The sequence below is a fragment of the Flammeovirga sp. SJP92 genome (assembly GCF_001583495.1).
Classification (GTDB): domain Bacteria; phylum Bacteroidota; class Bacteroidia; order Cytophagales; family Flammeovirgaceae; genus Flammeovirga.
The window spans coordinates 213375-229758 of record NZ_LQAQ01000098.1 but is presented as its reverse complement, the minus strand read 5'-3'; the positions used below and the strand labels follow the sequence as shown (position 1 = coordinate 229758).

The window sequence follows — 16384 nt, the reverse complement described above, 5'->3', positions numbered from 1 at the left end:
CTACAAAAGGTGTATTATTTGATTTTGATTAGAGGTAAAATATCAAACCAATAACTGCACTGGTATATCCAAATGCTCAGCAACAGTCTTAATCATTTTTAAGTTCAACTGCCTTTTTCCATTCAATACTTCACTAATTACACCAGAACTACCAATAAAAGTAAGGTCTTTTTGCTTTAAACCCATCTGATCCATTTTGAATCTAATCAAATCTAATGGCTTTAAACTAGATGTGTTTATTTCTACATTATCCTGTTCGTAGGCATCTATTAAGATTGATAAATGTTCTAAGGTTAACTCTTCCTCTTCAGAAAGTGTTTCAGCCTCCATTAGTTCATCTAACTTATCTATATAAGTGTCGTATTGAGCTTCACTTTTTACCGGGAATAAACTATTCATAAGATTTTCAAATAATAAGTTCATTTCTTAAATATAAAAAAACACCACCACAAATACCTCCAAAAGATATTCATGATGGTGTTCATCATTTATAATAATAAAAGTCCTAAGCCTTCACCAATTGCCCTTTATTGACAATCGCTACTGCTTTACCTTTTAATTCTTTTCCTACGAATGGTGTATTATTTGATTTTGATTGGATATCGCTTTCAGCAAATGTCCATGTAGCTTCAGGATCAAAAACTGTAAGTACTGCTTTGCTACCTTCAGCGATTGGTTCTTGTTCTACCTTCAAGATTTGACGAGGATTTGTTGTCAATTTCTCAATAATCGTATCTACATCAATCTCTTTTGGTAAGTTAGAAACGATAGATGCGAAAGCTGTTTCTAAACCGATGATACCAAAGTCTGCTAAATCAAATTCTAAACGCTTTGACTCTGTATCTTGAGGTGTATGTGAAGAAACAATGGCATCAATTGTTCCGTCTTTGATTCCTTCCCAAAGTGCGTCAATATCTTTTTGAGATCGGAATGGAGGATTTACTTTTAGGTTAGTATCAAAAGAGGCTAAATCTTCATCGGTGAATGCTACTTGGTGAGCAGCAATATCACATGTTACTTTTAATCCTTCTGCTTTTGCTTTACGGATGATGTCTACTGACTCAGGTGTTGAGATATTAGCAAAGTGTACTCTACCGTCTGTGTAAGTCAACAATGAGATGATTTTTTGAATGGCTAACCATTCCGCTACATTTGGAATACCTCTTGTTCCCATCAATGTAGATGGAATACCTTCATTCATATGACCATCGTTGTTCAGCGTTTTCTCATCTGCTTTTTCGATCATCAAACCATCAAACAATTGCATGTACATCAAGGCTCTTTTGATAACCCCAAGATGCCAAGATGATTTTACGCCATCTGTAAACGCTACAGCACCGGCATCGTGCATATCTTTCACCTCATTCATCTCTTCTCCTTTACAATCTTTTGTCAAAGCACCCATTGGGTGGATTTGAACAGGAGAAAAAGTGCTCATTTGCTTAACGAAATGAATGCTTTCTTTGGATTGGATAACTGGAGATGTGTTTGGTAGAGTGGCTACGTCTGTAAAACCACCAAAAGCGGCTGCTTTTCCTAAAGAGGCAATATCTTCTTTGAATTCTTCACCAGGCTCATTTAGAGTTGCTCTCATATCAAACCAACCTAATGAAACGTAAAGTTTCTCATTTCCTTCAATGACTTCAGCATTGGAAGCATCGATTTTTTCAGTGGAAATTTTGTTGATGATACCATCCTTAATAAGGATGTTTACAATTTGTTTGTGATAGGTTGAGGTAGGGTCTGATACTCTTACCTTACTGAGCAAAATTTCTTTCATTACCATGTGACTCAAAAAGATCTTATATTAATTTTTGGCCACACCAATGAAAAATCAGGTTGATTATTGGAGTAACCGGACAAATTTAAGATAAAAAAATGAAGAATGAAGAATTAAGAATAAAGAGTTTGAATAGAATAATGCTCGTTACACTACACTATTAATGCTTACTTCACGTAGCAGGTCTAAGTGGCTACAACAAACACTCTAATAAAAATAATGAAGTAGTATAAAATAGTAGATCGATATCCGGTCAAATTTTCAACCATAAAAAAAGAGATACTTCTCAGTATCTCTTTTAATAAAAAATGTGCTCAAATTTGTTTTACCAGCCTGCAAACTTGATGTTTTCCGACTTGAACAACTTGAACAGCATCCATAATATTTTTTACTAATCTCAATCCCATTCCTCCTTTACGATGCTCTTTAATTACATCATTGATAGTAGGGGACTGATAGGTTTTAATATCAAAAGCTTCTCCGTTATCTTTTATCTCAATAACAACGCCTTTTGTATCTATTGTAGTAGTAACAGTTACTTCTATTTCTTTGGTAGGATCACAGCTATTAGAATGAATCATTCTATTTGCACACACCTCATCAACTGCAACAACGATCATATCTCGTTTGGAATCAGGTACACTGTAGCTATCTAATGCCGAAAGAATAAATTCTCGGATTATATGTAGATTAGCGGTCTCACAGTTGACTTTTTTCCTAAACATCACTGTCCTTTAATAATTTGAATGGCTTCTTCTTTGGTGGTAGCCAGATTTAAAAATTGATCTACTCCTAAAATTTCGAATACACTTCTAATATTGTCTGCGACATCAAATAACGCCATTTGAATATGGTCGGATTCTATATCGTCAAGTCTGGATGTAAAAACTCCAATTCCAGCAGATGAAATGTAAGTTAACCCTACACAATTTATCAATAACTTCTTGTCTCCTCTGTCAATCACTTCTTGTAGTTTAGTATCTAAATCTACAGATGAACTTGCATCGAGTTCTCCAACCACATTGATTAGAGTGAAGTCACTTTCTTGTACAACATTAACGTCTACTTTAGTCATTACGTATACGGTTTAACATCATTAAGGTTTCCCTTATTTTGATTTTTTTTTACATTTTTTATCAAATCATGAAATAAGAGCATGTTTGGAATATAAACTTTTAATGTAAAAGGAATATCAAACATGCTCTTAGGGTGTAGGTTAAATACTCCTACACTCTGCATGATATTTTAGAAATCAATACGTTGATTATAAAATCAACATAGCGTCTCCATAGCTTAAGAAACGGTATTTTTCTTTGATTGCTTCCTCGTAAGCTCTCATTACTAAATCATAACCACCAAATGCAGTAGCCATCATTAATAATGTAGATTTAGGCTTATGGAAACCTGTCACCATTGAGTTTACAATCTTGAAGTCGTATGGAGGGAAGATAAATTTATCTGTCCATCCTTCGTTTCCTTTTAAAGAATTAGATGCTGATACAGATGTTTCTAAAGAACGTAAAACTGTAGTACCAATAGCACAAACATTTTTCTTGTTCTCTAATGCCTTGTTTACAATTTCAACTGTTTCTTCACCTACTCTGTAGTGCTCAGAATCCATTTTATGCTTTGTCAAATCCTCCACATCTACATCTCTGAAAGCACCTAAACCTACGTGCAATGTGATAGGAGTGATATCAACACTCTTGATTTCAAATCTTTTGGCAATTTGAGGCGTAAAGTGAAGTCCTGCAGAAGGAGCTGCTACGGCACCCTTCTTCGCTGCAAAGATAGTTTGGTAACGATCTTTGTCTGATGGCTCAGCCTCACGACCTAAATCTCTTGGAATTGGCGTTTCACCTAACTCCTCAATTGTTCTATAAAATTCTTCTTCCTCTCCATCTACTAAGAAACGGATCGTTCTACCTCTTGAAGTAGTATTGTCAATAACTTCCGCTACTAAACTACCGTCTCCAAAGTATAATTTGTTACCTACACGGATTTTACGGGCAGGATCAACCAATACATCCCATAAGTGAGATTCTTTATTGAGTTCACGAAGAAGAAAAACTTCGATTTTAGCACCTGTCTTTTCCTTGTTACCATAAAGACGAGCTGGGAAAACCTTAGTGTCGTTCATTACCAACACATCTCCATCATCAAAGTATTCCACGATGTCTCTGAACTTGCGGTGTTCGATTTCTCCTGTCTTACGGTGTAAAACCATTAAACGTGCATCATCACGATTTTCCTCAGGATACTGAGCGATTAGATCTTTTGGCAGATCAAACTGGAATTGGGATAGCTTCATGGAATGAAATTACGTATTATTTTCTTTCTGTAAATATCAATATTAGCTTAACTTTACACAATACACACAAAATGCGTACCTTGAAAATCAAGACGGTAAATTTAACAAATAAAGATTAGATAATTTCCAAACAATCTTTTAGATAGAGATTTTATCATCAATTTTCCATCATTTTTTCTATAAAACATGCTTTTTATAAAACTTTTTTTCGAAAGTTTCCGATTTGCAGTCCATGCTTTGAAAGAAAATATACTTAGAACAGTCCTCTCTCTCCTCGGTGTCACAGTTGGTATCTTTGCTATTATTGCCATTTTTACATTGGTAGATGCACTCAACAATGGTATACAAAGTAGTCTTTCTTCATTCGGTAATAATGTGATTTACATAGGAAAATGGCCTTTTTCTTTTGGGGAAGGCGAATATCCTTGGTGGAAATACTATAGACGGCCTAACCCTGATAAAAGTGAGTTGAAGTTTATCCAAGAAAATGCAAAGTGGGTAAAATCAATTGCTATTTATGAGCAAAAAAGAGGTAATACAATCAATTATAGAAGCAATACTTTTGAGGATGGAAAAATCATTGGAGCTTCTTATGAATACAATAAAATCAATTCAATGCCTATCAGTGAAGGCCGTTATTTTACACAAGGTGAAATGAGTGCTGGTGCTCAAAAAGCGGTCATTGGCAGTGATGTGGCTAGTGAACTTTTTCCTAATGGAGATGGACTGGGGAAAATCATTAAAGCAAGAGGTACAAAGTTTCAGATTATTGGCATTTTTGAGAAACAGGGAGAGAGTTTTATTCCTACCCCAAGTAATGATGATGTAATCTTTATCCCTTATAATTCATTTATCAAAATGTACGCTTCCAAGGGGAGGTGGATCAATACCAACTTGATTGCCAAGGGATATGATAAAGATGATAATCTGGGAGAAATTTTAGCCGAGCTTCGTGGACTATTAAGAATAAAAAGAGGGTTAAAACCCAAAGAAGAGGATGATTTTGCACTCAATAGAACAGATGCTATTGTTGAGTTTGTCAATGGAATTACAGGTTCTTTGAAGTTAGCAGGAGGGGTTATTGGTCTTTTCTCCATCCTTGTAGGTGGCTTTAGTATTGCCAATATTATGTTCGTTTCTGTAAAAGAAAGAACTTCACAAATTGGAATTCAAAAAGCACTGGGGGCAAAAAATTATTTTATCCTTCTACAGTTTTTATGTGAATCGATGTTCCTAAGCTTTTTCGGTGGAATAGGCGGATTGTTTTTAGTTTCACTATTATCATTGTTATCTACTGAAACATTTGTGATTTCTCTTAACTTTACAAACCTAATTATTGGTATGCTCATTTCAGGTCTGATTGGCATTATTTCGGGTATTGCACCTGCCATTTCTGCTGCAAAAATGGACCCTGTTGAAGCAATGAGAGCCGCGTAAATATTATCCCCTAAGATTTATGATCACACCTTCTGAAAGGATCAGTGCATCTTTTCCTTTTGAGCCCACAGATGGTCAGAAGCAACTTTTTGACCTTTTGGATCAATTTGTATTAGAAAAAAACAACCGACGAAATACGTTTTTATTAAAAGGATACGCAGGTACTGGTAAAACGTCCGTTCTAACTGCTTTTGCTAATGTTCTGAGGTTTTATTCTTATAAAACTATGATGTTGGCACCCACAGGCCGAGCGGCAAAAGTGATGTCATCTTATGCCAAACGAAAAGCTTACACAGTACATCGTATTATCTATAAACAGACGGAAGATAAGGAAACAGGGCTATTAAGGTTTGAAAGGCAAAAAAATAAGGCTCAAAATACGATCTATATCATTGATGAAGCTTCCATGATCGATGACCAACCGCATACAGCAGGTGAGGGACTTTTAAAATCTATTGTAGACTATGTTTTTGAAGATCCGAAATCTAACAATAAACTTTTTCTCATAGGAGATACGGCACAGCTTCCTCCTGTAAAGCAAGAAATCAGCCCTGCCTTGGATGAAATCTATCTACAAAATGTTTTTCGTTTGAGTATTATTAGCCATGAATTGACTGAAGTAGTTCGACAAGCTTCTACCTCTGGCATTTTATACAATGCTACTTTAGTAAGAAACTGCCTAGCTCAAAATACAGACATTCAATTCAATACTTCTTCTTTCAAAGATATTTTTAAAATGGGGTCTGACCGCTTAGAAGATGGGTTGTTGTATGGTTACGATAAATATGGGATTGAAAATACAGTAATCATTACTCGTTCCAATCGTGCTGCTACTCAGTACAATCAATATATACGAAGGCAAATCCACTTTCGAGAAGAAGAATTAGATGCAGGAGATTATTTGATGTTGGTCAGAAATAACTACTTCTGGTTAGATGAAGATTCCCCTGCTGGATTTTTGGCCAATGGTGAATTTATTGAGGTAGCTGGAGTAGGAAATATTGAAGAAAAATACGGCTTCCGTTTTTGTGATATACGTTTCAGATTATTGGATTATGAAAATCACCCAACGGTAGAAGCTAAAATAATTTTGGATACACTTCATTCTTTTACACCACAATTAGAAAGGGAAGAATCAAGAAACTTGTATAATTCTGTTATTGAGGAATACGCTGATATAGAAGATCCAAAAATCCGTTTGAAAAGACTGAAAGAAGACGAATACCTCAATGCCCTTCAAGTGAAGTTTGCTTACGCATTGACTTGTCATAAAGCACAGGGAGGACAATGGGACGCCATCTTTGTGGATATTGGATACTTGAGAGATGATATGGTAGATACTGATTTTCTCCGATGGCAATATACCGCTATCACAAGAGCGAAATCAGAATTATTTTTAATGAATTATCCAGATCGTTTTTTTGAATCTTAAGTATTAAAATAAAATGCCATTGAAAGTTTTTCCCCTCAATGGCATTTTTTATTATAATATTAGCTCTCCAGGTCTTCAATCATATTACTAATACCTTGAATTTCCTTCCCGTACATTTTATTAATTCTGAAACCTACAAGTTGAGGTAAATATCTTTTCAATAATAGTATCATTACTGATAATATTACAATCGATACACCAATAGTAAGTTGAGTTTTTGAATTCCACTCTAATAGCACACTTAAGTCTTTTCCATTAGACTCCAACCCTAATGATAAACCAAAAAAGTATCCGAATATCAAAGAGTAAGGCATTATGAAGTAAATCAGCAGCTTTAATTGTTGTTGATAACTTTTATAAATATAATCTCTTACATTTTTCAAATAGGCCAAAGTATCCATCGTATCAAATGATCTTACTTTTTTCAGTTTCAATAAATAATCTATGAAATAAAGAACAAAAGGAATGATTGAAATACTAACAATTACCCAATTGTCTTTTTTAACAATAACATAAACAGCTATTGATAATACAACCGTCCATGAAATAGCCCATTCGAACTTCGTTTTATTTATTATTTTTTCAATTAAGTTCATCGATTTTATTTTTTGAGATTTAGCAGTTCCTTTTACTGATTTTAAGTTGGGAGAAGTTTGATGCCCCTCTTCCCATACTCCTTTGATTAAGTCAAACTCTTCTTCCATTGCATATTTTCTTTCAATTGTTTTTTAATTCGATTTATTTTTGCACCAACATTAGTAGGTGTGATACCCATAATTGATGCAATATCCTGGTAAGAGTGTTCCTCCAAATACAACAAAATCAAAGCTCTGTCAACTTCTTTCAAAAGTCGAATGGCTCTATACAACTCTTCTAGGCGTTCTTCTTTTTCAGAGAATTGAGGTACTTGATCAATTTTCTCATTGATCTCCACAGTACTCACTTTCTTCTTCTCTTTTTTGACCATAGAAAGGCAAGTATTCAACGATACTCTGTACACCCATGTGGATAACTTGGATTGTTGTTGATAACTTTCTTTTGAACGCCAAAGTTGCAAACACACCTCCTGGAAATAATCCTCAAATTCTTCCTGTGAATGTGAATAAGCCCGACAAATTTTATAAATGATGGATTTGTTGCTTTCTATATACTCTTCATAAAATTCAATTGACATTAGTTAGTTACTTTAGTGTTGTTCTCATAATGAAGATAAGCCATGAATGAATTTAGTTTACATTGAACGACTCTATCAAAGCTTTTTCTTTCATAATTAAATGGAGAAATAAGCTTTTCAAATGAAGTGATTTTTAATTCTCCCTCTTCAATACGCTCTACATTAATCAAACATCTTGAAGTTACCATTTCTTCCATTGAACTTAAAGGAACAAAAGAACTGCCCTCAAATAGTAACTGGAAACGATTTTCTTCTTGCTTTAAGATGCGCATTCCATATTTCCCTGCAATTCTATGAATAAGATAGTCAAATGCCATTTCATCACCGTCAAAATTAAACGTTTCAACAGATTTGCTGTCATGGATCATAAGAGAGTAAAAGTTTGAAAAGATGCTCATAATAGTAATTTTTAATTATTGTTTACTGGGTTAGTAGTCATTTTTTCAGATTTATTACAAATGGGCTATTTTTTTTCAAAATAATTTAAATAAAAATCACAAATAACTAATTATCAATATTTTAAATAAATTTATATTTTTCATTCATCGTAATTTTTTGTAATAAAAATATTCATTCGGTTTTAAGAGCTAAAAAATAAAGGCATTAAATGCAAAAAACCATCGGATCATTGACCCGATGGTTTTAGCTAATTGAATTTCGTTCTTATTCTATTTTTTGATCAACTTATTATACGTCTCCACACTACCGTTTACTGATAAAGTGTAGATGTGCATTCCTGTCATTAAAGATGACAAGTCAATAGTTGCTTCGTGATTTCCACTGCCTAATTGGCCAAGTGAAATTGTCTGTTCCAACACTCCATTCATATTATATATCTTGATAGATACATCACCTGAATTAATCATGTTGAATGCAAAAGTAGTTTCACCAATTACTGGGTTCGGATAGTTTCTTAAGTTCGTTTGACTTACAAAATCCTTATCAATTGATGTTGGTAATTCTGTATCTACAATTACGTACAACATTGTCATCACCGATGCACCGTGAATGTCTGTTGCGATTAATGCTACTTCCGTTTCACCTTCAGTCATGCCTAAGATGGCAAACTGACCTTGTGTTAAGCTAGCCATCACCACGCCATCATCTGAAGTGGCAATACCAAACGTCAACTCGTCTCCGTCTTCATCTGAGAAGATGGCTGTTGGATCAAGGAAAGTAGGTGCTACACCTGGCATTAAGTACAATGTGTCTTGCTCAATTGCAATTGGTGCTCTGTTTACATTGTTCACCATTACATTGATTGCCGAAGTTGTAGCAATACCATGCTCATCTGTTACTGTTATATTGAATGAATGATCACCTGCACTCTCATAGTCTGTCACTAATTGAATTGACAATGTATCATTGTTCACATAACTGCTGTCGATAAGAATGTGCTCATCTACTTCGAATGTGAAAGCATGACCGTCATAATCCATAGCAGTGATCATGAAAGTTGAATCCATTGCTTCATCCATTTCAATGTTCGCAGGGAAGTCAACAAATTCAGGAGCATTGTTTAATGTCATCATTGCTGTTACTTCTTCCACTTCAGCATTCACATCGTTGCTGATGAATTTGAATACTGCTTTTTCTGAAGTTGAAAGTGCATTTGCTGGCGTAAATGTAACATCAACATCTACAGATTCTCCTTGTGCCACTGTTCCTTCGAATGAAGATAAAGTAACCCATGGTGTGATTCTTTCTGACTGATGTAAAGCATTCATCCAAAGTAATAATGGGAATCTGCTGTCAGTTGTTACGTCTAACCACCCGCCATTTACTTCAATGTATGAGATATCTGCCATTGTCTCCGCCGATTCTACAAAACCTTGTGGTCTTGCTGGACCGAATGGATAAGTGATGATCATGTAAATTGTTTCACCTGGGTGGAACTGAAGAGATTTTTCTAATTCAAATGTGAATAAAGCTCCTTCTAAATCATCAATTGCAGTTTCTGTTTCAAAAGACTGCTCATGTAAGATTGTAGGATTGTCAATATCACCGATTCCGATCGCAATCTCCAATGTAGCATTCGCCATTCCTGCTGGTACATACCAAGTAGAAACGTGAGATAAGTTAAATCCTGTTGATGGAGCTTTGAACTTCGTTAAAGTACTGAAGCTGTTTGCACCATAACCAATCCCACCTGCTTTCTCATAACCTTTGAAGTAGTTGATCTCATCATCAAACTCTTGAGTTGTTCGAATTCCTGTGTTTTGAGATGCAATTACTGAAGCATTAAGAGATGCAGTATTGATTTCTGAATTGAACTTATTGAATACTGAAGTAGCGAAACCTGCTCTTACGAATTCAGACTCTACTGTGTAATGTAAGTCAGAACCTCCATCAACATTACTGATTGTAATTGTTTTAGTGATTACTTCTTCGTTATCTAATGAAGAGGTATGAATAGTATCAGCATCTACAATCATAGTTGGAGGTAAAATCAAGTTTGCTTTCACCACTACTGTATCTGTAAGACCCATTGCATCATTTACAACCATAGAATCTAAGAATGCACCGCTTGCTGTTGGTGTAAACGTAAATCTTGTTGGAAGATCCTCACCTGGAGCTAAAGAAGGCCATGGAGAGAATAAAGGATCAAAGAAAGCAGTATTTAACCATAATGGATCACCAAATGGATTACCATTCCAATCTCGGTTATAACCCCAAATTTCAACTCTAGGATTTGTACCTCTGATCGACTTCATTTCAGCCAAGTTCAACCCTTTTGTACCAATATTTTGTGTATTCAATATTGCTTCAACTTGTTGTCCATCTGACCATAAAATATCACCTAAATCAATCACTTCTTTATCCCACTGTAAAGTAGCCACACCATTCACTGTTAAATGAACTGGAATTTCAACTTCTTCATTATTTGGAGACTCACTGATCAATCTTAATGTAGATTTATAGTTACCATCTAAAAGTTTCTCAGCATCTACTGCAAAGTTCATTGTTTTAGACTCTCCTGCAGGAATTACAGTCTTTTCTGTTGGTGTATATTCGATGACTAAACCGTCTCTGATGTATGAACGGTAGAAGTTCACCATTACACCTTCAGTACCATCGTGGTTTTCTAAACCAATAGTTAACCACTTGTTCCAGAAATCAACACCTGTTTGGTTCCAAGTCTTGTACTGCATTTTGATTCTACCGTCTTTGTAGAATACTGTCTCAGCTGTAGCGTGTCCACCTAAAATGTTTCCGAAGTGTTGGAAACGCTCATAAGTCACCACAAATTTCTCTTCATCCTCGTAGTACCAGATACCTTTGGTAGGTGTTTCATCATAGTAATCTTCTCCACCTGCCATCCAAAGTGGTGCTACCAAGTTATTGATATCATGAGCAAAAGGAATTTCTAATGGGTACCATACTTTATCTCCTAGAGGAGCACCATGGTAGTAGTTGAAACTCATTTGACCGTGAATACCGATGTAAATACTATCGTACTCAATACCATAGTACTTGAACGTAAATGGTAATTTTACAGGCTCCCAATAGTCATCCAATTCAATTTCAATCTTCTGACCGTTTTTCGTAATGTCAATCAATTGATAAGCTGGAGATTCTGGATCTTCAAAACCTGATAACACTTTCATATTATCTTTCCAAGCATAAGAGTAAGTAGGAATTACGCTCATTGGCTGTATTTCTTTCTCTTCATATAACCAATGCGATCCCATTGGCAATACTTCTAAGTCTGCTTCGCCTTCAGAGTTGTCGACTACAATTGAAAGTTGGTCTTTTTCACCTGCATTCAAAGTAAAGTGACGATCTGAGTTGTCCACGCTGATCATTGGTGCATGGATAACATTGGCAGTGATAGGGAAAGTATAAACAGTTCCTAACTCATCAGTTACGATTAGGTTATCTGACATTGCACCTGTAGTAGATGCTGTAAATGATACCTTAACTGTTTCTGAAAGTCTTGGATCAATTGTAAACGATGTCTTGTCAACTTCAAATGAACCGTTTTCAACTACTGCTGATGTGAATGAAATTGGCTTATTACCTTTATTTCTAAACATCACTGTTGAAGAAGGTGTAGCTGTTTTGAATACATCACCAAAGATGATCTCGTCTTTAGTTGTTGTCACTACTGCTTCACCACCACTTGTTACATCTGCATGTAATGTAAAGTGAGCTAATGGCGTTACTGGATCATTTGTATAGATAGAGATGTTTTGAGTGTTTCTCATTTCATCTAATCCTTCTGTTACGACATCATAAGCGATATCTACAGACTGACCTACAGGAACTACACCACTTGTACTGCTTAAATTTCTAGCAATTTTTCTACCTGGATGATTTACTTTAATTGTTACATTTGAACTCTTTGAAGTAAATAACTTTTCAGGTTGTTGTGAGTTTTCATAGATATAGAAACCGTCTTTTTTATCAGGGCTTTCCACACCAATAAATGGTGAATTTGAATTTCTGATACCCCAAACATCTTGGTATCTATACTCTACATTACCATCTGCATGTAATACAATTTGGTAAGAGATCTTATACGACTCGCCGTAAGTATCTTCTGAAGCAATTGTATATAAGTTTTTATACTCCATTACAATACGGTCACTGAATCTCTTATAAAGGAATTTAGTATCTAAACCAATATTTGTATACAAGTACAAACCTGCTACATAACCATTAGAAGTAAAGTCTGATCCTAATAGTTTACCCCAGCTACCATTTACAGGGTCTTTCGTATCCAAAGCAATCATACCTACATGTGATACATGCATTCTGTTTACCAAAGTATCATAGAATGGGAAATCAAATCCTAATTCAACTTCAATAAAATCAAGGAATGAATCATCCTTAAATTGCTTCGTGAAGTCCAAAACATCTGCTTGTCCATCTAACTCTTCCCAAACAAAATTATCTGTTACCAATTCCCATGAATAACCGAAACGGTGTACACCTTCTTCAACATTCTCTTCATAAACTGGAATTGAGTATTGTAATGGATAATTACCTGTATTGTTGATTGTAAATACACCTTCATCTGTATCACCCAATCCTAAAGTATATGTTTGTTCAGCTGGCGTTAATTCAATTTTTGAAGGCTCAATTGCTGATGCAACAACATTGATTTCAAAAGATCCACCATAAGTAGCATCTGTAAACACAAACTTAGCCGTCTCTGCGCCACCTTGAGTTGGTGTATATTTGATCTTAACTTGACCAATTTTTCTAGAGTAGAAAGTGTATGGCTTTTCAGAAAGTTCAAATGCTTCGCTACCTTCTTGTGTAACGTTGTTCGCTAATTTGAAAATACCGTAACCATAGTTACCTACTTCAATAATCAATTCTTTCTCTGAACCTACTTGAACGCTACCGAAATCTACAATATCTAATGTTTTGATGTCTGATTTATGACCATCTACTTTTGTTGAAATATTGATTTTTTTCAATGGTTCTTCAGGATCATTTGACTCTACAAACATTACAGATGTATATGATCCGTTTACTAATGTAGAAGCATCTACAGTAGCTGTAATTACTTGCTCTGAATTACCTACAATATCACCTGATGCAGGTTTTAATGTAATGAATTCACCTACTGAAGGGTTATCACTAATCGCTGAAACTAAGTAAGCTTGTGTCTTATCACCAATTGCGTCTACTAAGTAAGACCATGACTTACCATCGTCATTACTGTAGAACATTTTATCTTCACCTTCTTTTGAGAAGTTGTATTCACCAATTACTAAAGGATATTGGTTTCCTGCTGGTACTTTTAATACAATCCAGAATACCTCTCCTTCAGGGAAATACAATTGCTCATCCAATCTGAAATAGTGAATATCATCATCTTGAGGTTCTAATTCAGTTTGCCACTTCAAAGTCGCTGTGCTTAAAATATTACCTTGGTAGATTTGAGCATAAGTAGTCCCCTCTGTCAAAGTGTTTAAGTAAAACTCAATGTGTGTAAGATTGAAACCTCCTTCTGGAGCTATATATGCTGTAGCAGCTGTATTCGATCTTGTAAAATCTGTATCTCCAATAAATAATGATGGGAAGAATCCTGAATTACAATATTCTAAATATTGTTTTTCAAACTCTTCTAATTCAGTATGGTCACTCAATGACATTACTTCTAAACGTGGAGAAGGTTGAACTCCTAATTTTGAAGCTTCAGTCATTTGACCTGCTGAAATTGTAGAATAAGTCTTAGGGTAGTGATTCTTATATCTTGTCTCTAAAGAGTAAATTAATCTTCCTTCTTCTTCATTCAAGAATGTGATCTCATCTGAAGCAGTTGTTGAAATTGTTACATCTGCCGTGATAGACATTGACGACTTAGAGAATGTCAACTTAGGACCAAGATTAGTTGCACCATTAATGACAACAGACATTGGTGACGCATTTTCCCATCTATCTTTTGCTACAATAGCAAATGAATAAGCTGTCTCTGCTTTTAATCCATCAATTTGTCTTACGTTCCAATCTCCAATAGCACTAGCAGAATTTACTTTTACTACAGTAGCTGTTTCTAAATCAAATTCTCCTTCAGAATAATAAATATCAAAAGTGCTTGCTTGGCCATCATCTTCATCAGCAGGAGTCATCCATTTTAATGCGATGTGATCAAAACCTTCATAAGCAATTTCAAAAGAAGCTACAGAGTCAGGAGCAATTCCTTCATTTTCTCTCAATGCAAAAGAAGCATCAATTCTACCAGAACCTAACTGACCTAAATAATCAGGGTTTTGATCCTCAATAGAAACTACACCTGTCAATAATTGTGCTTTCAACTGATTAGGCGTCATTGTTTCACCACCTAAGTGAGAAAGCACTAATGCAGCAACACCTGATACGTGAGGACAAGCCATTGATGTACCTTGGTAGAATCCATAATCATTGTCTGGCAATGTAGATAATACACCGTTTGTTAAAGCTGAAGATGTTTCTCCACCTGGCGCTGATAACTCAATCCAATCTCCATAGTTAGAGTAATCTGCTTTTTGATCTTGAGGGTTTGTAGAAGCTACTGTAAAACAAGGCTCATAGTATCCAGGGTACCATTTTCCTGCATGATTATTGTTACCTGACGCGAAGATTACAATACCACCTTTCATCGGCGAACCTTCATAATCACCTGCTTCGGCGATAAAGTAATCGATAGCATCTAGTACTACCTGATCAAAATAACCTTCTGAAAGGTATCCCCATGAGTTTTGAGAGATCACCGCACCATTATTAGCCGCATAAATATAAGAAGGAGCAACATCAATAAGTGGACCGCCTAAAATCTGGCAAGACATCAATAATGCACCTTGGTTTTCACCGTCACCACCTGCAACACCTGCAACACCAATACCGTTGTTGTTAACAGCGGCTACTGTACCTGCAACGTGTGTACCGTGGCCTTGAGGAGCAATGTCTCCTGAAGCAGTTGTGAAGTTCCATCCGTAAATGTCATCCACATAACCATTACCATCTGAATCTTCTCCTTCAACACCGTTTAATTCGGCTTCGTTGATCCACATGTTGGCTTTCAAATCTTCGTGGTTTACATCAATACCTTCATCATGGATTGAAACAATGATGTTGTTAGTACCCATTGTTGTTTCCCATGCCTTGAAAAGGTTAATATCTGCACCTTTAGTCCATGCAGCATCAGAACCATCATTGCTATAATGCCATTGTTTTGAAAGCAATGGGTCATTGACAGGAGCTGTTTCTGATAAAGTTTGAATTTGATCTTTTGAAATTGGAGCGAACTTCGCGTCCGGCTCAATTAATCTTTTTTCTCGGATCACCTCTGCTATTTCTACATCAGCAAGTGTAGAGAATGATTGGACTACTGCATCAATCGATGCTGAAGTAGATACCTCCATTTGGTACCATAAGTGTAATCCGTGTTTTCTTAATTTATGCTCAAATTTGGCATTATATGGGAATACTCTCCTCATATTTTGAGCTTCATACTGTTGAGCTGTTGCGTCAAACGCTGCAATTCCAAGTGTAGCAATTCCTCCATTCATTGGAGTCACCTGCAATCTTGCATCTGTTTGTTCTTTAAACTTGACCCTGATCACGCCTTGTGCAACACCTTCTGAAAAGATAACAGGTTGTTGTGCATAGGTAACTGAGGTATTAAATACCGCAGCTAAAAGGCATATCAAGACAGTCAATACCTTTGGTAAATGATTTCTCATTGATAGTCTGTTTAGCGGTTTAAAAAATTGAATTGGCTAGAAATTATTTTAACCTTAATAGGTGCAGTAA

At 35.6% G+C, this 16384-nt stretch carries 11 protein-coding genes; 2 read left to right on the top strand and 9 right to left on the bottom strand.

All coding sequences use genetic code 11. From position 1 onward, the window contains the following. Positions 1–42 precede the first annotated feature (42 nt). The 5 genes from AVL50_RS25150 to queA all read right to left on the bottom strand — a co-directional run bounded on the left by AVL50_RS25150 (position 43) and on the right by queA (position 4091). Positions 43–423, bottom strand: a complete 381-nt coding sequence (locus AVL50_RS25150; protein WP_062619615.1) for a type II toxin-antitoxin system HigA family antitoxin — start codon at positions 421–423, stop codon at positions 43–45. A gap of 82 nt (positions 424–505) precedes the next feature. Then, positions 506–1780 (bottom strand): dihydroorotase family protein, encoded by a 1275-nt coding sequence (locus tag AVL50_RS25145; RefSeq protein ID WP_062619664.1) that lies wholly within the window; start codon positions 1778–1780, stop codon positions 506–508. Between the two features lie 314 nt (positions 1781–2094). Further along, positions 2095–2505 (bottom strand): ATP-binding protein, encoded by a 411-nt coding sequence (locus AVL50_RS25140; RefSeq protein WP_062619613.1) that lies wholly within the window; start codon positions 2503–2505, stop codon positions 2095–2097. After that, on the bottom strand, positions 2505–2855 hold the full coding sequence (locus tag AVL50_RS25135; RefSeq protein ID WP_062619611.1) for an STAS domain-containing protein: 351 nt from the start codon (positions 2853–2855) through the stop codon (positions 2505–2507). The genes AVL50_RS25140 and AVL50_RS25135 overlap by 1 nt, the downstream gene beginning before the upstream one ends. Positions 2856–3044: 189 nt before the next feature. Then, positions 3045–4091, bottom strand: a complete 1047-nt coding sequence (gene queA, locus AVL50_RS25130; protein ID WP_062619609.1) for a tRNA preQ1(34) S-adenosylmethionine ribosyltransferase-isomerase QueA — start codon at positions 4089–4091, stop codon at positions 3045–3047. A gap of 186 nt (positions 4092–4277) precedes the next feature. Between queA and AVL50_RS25125 the strand changes: the two genes are divergently transcribed. Both AVL50_RS25125 and AVL50_RS25120 read left to right on the top strand, forming a co-directional pair. After that, positions 4278–5528 (top strand): ABC transporter permease, encoded by a 1251-nt coding sequence (locus AVL50_RS25125; protein WP_062619607.1) that lies wholly within the window; start codon positions 4278–4280, stop codon positions 5526–5528. Between the two features lie 19 nt (positions 5529–5547). Further along, positions 5548–6960 carry an ATP-dependent RecD-like DNA helicase gene (locus AVL50_RS25120; RefSeq protein ID WP_062619605.1) on the top strand — a complete coding sequence of 471 codons (1413 nt, stop codon included), beginning with the start codon at positions 5548–5550 and terminating at the stop codon, positions 6958–6960. Between the two features lie 59 nt (positions 6961–7019). Here AVL50_RS25120 and AVL50_RS25115 read toward each other — a convergent pair whose 3' ends face one another. From AVL50_RS25115 to AVL50_RS25100, 4 genes are all read right to left on the bottom strand, one after another. Next, positions 7020–7664 carry a hypothetical protein gene (locus tag AVL50_RS25115; protein ID WP_062619603.1) on the bottom strand — a complete coding sequence of 215 codons (645 nt, stop codon included), beginning with the start codon at positions 7662–7664 and terminating at the stop codon, positions 7020–7022. After that, positions 7643–8134, bottom strand: a complete 492-nt coding sequence (locus tag AVL50_RS25110) for an RNA polymerase sigma factor (protein WP_062619601.1) — start codon at positions 8132–8134, stop codon at positions 7643–7645. The genes AVL50_RS25115 and AVL50_RS25110 overlap by 22 nt, the downstream gene beginning before the upstream one ends. After that, entirely contained in the window at positions 8134–8532 is a 399-nt protein-coding gene (locus tag AVL50_RS25105; RefSeq protein ID WP_157491532.1) for a hypothetical protein, read from the bottom strand. Before AVL50_RS25105 ends, AVL50_RS25110 begins: the two co-directional genes overlap by 1 nt. 270 nt (positions 8533–8802) lie before the next feature. Beyond that, positions 8803–16314, bottom strand: coding sequence for a S8 family serine peptidase (locus tag AVL50_RS25100; RefSeq protein WP_062619598.1), 7512 nt, complete (start codon positions 16312–16314; stop codon positions 8803–8805). Between the last annotated feature and the right edge of the window lie 70 nt (positions 16315–16384).

Excerpts from the sequence above, each read along its gene's own strand:
- AVL50_RS25150 (WP_062619615.1), bottom strand. The coding sequence starts at position 423 with ATGAACTTATTATTTGAAAATCTTATGAATAGTTTATTCCCGGTAAAA.
- AVL50_RS25145 (WP_062619664.1), bottom strand. The coding sequence starts at position 1,780 with ATGAAAGAAATTTTGCTCAGTAAGGTAAGAGTATCAGACCCTACCTCA.
- AVL50_RS25140 (WP_062619613.1), bottom strand. The coding sequence starts at position 2,505 with ATGTTTAGGAAAAAAGTCAACTGTGAGACCGCTAATCTACATATAATC.
- AVL50_RS25135 (WP_062619611.1), bottom strand. The coding sequence starts at position 2,855 with ATGACTAAAGTAGACGTTAATGTTGTACAAGAAAGTGACTTCACTCTA.
- queA (WP_062619609.1), bottom strand. The coding sequence starts at position 4,091 with ATGAAGCTATCCCAATTCCAGTTTGATCTGCCAAAAGATCTAATCGCT.
- AVL50_RS25125 (WP_062619607.1), top strand. The coding sequence starts at position 4,278 with ATGCTTTTTATAAAACTTTTTTTCGAAAGTTTCCGATTTGCAGTCCAT.
- AVL50_RS25120 (WP_062619605.1), top strand. The coding sequence starts at position 5,548 with ATGATCACACCTTCTGAAAGGATCAGTGCATCTTTTCCTTTTGAGCCC.
- AVL50_RS25115 (WP_062619603.1), bottom strand. The coding sequence starts at position 7,664 with ATGGAAGAAGAGTTTGACTTAATCAAAGGAGTATGGGAAGAGGGGCAT.
- AVL50_RS25110 (WP_062619601.1), bottom strand. The coding sequence starts at position 8,134 with ATGTCAATTGAATTTTATGAAGAGTATATAGAAAGCAACAAATCCATC.
- AVL50_RS25105 (WP_157491532.1), bottom strand. The coding sequence starts at position 8,532 with ATGAGCATCTTTTCAAACTTTTACTCTCTTATGATCCATGACAGCAAA.
- AVL50_RS25100 (WP_062619598.1), bottom strand. The coding sequence starts at position 16,314 with ATGAGAAATCATTTACCAAAGGTATTGACTGTCTTGATATGCCTTTTA.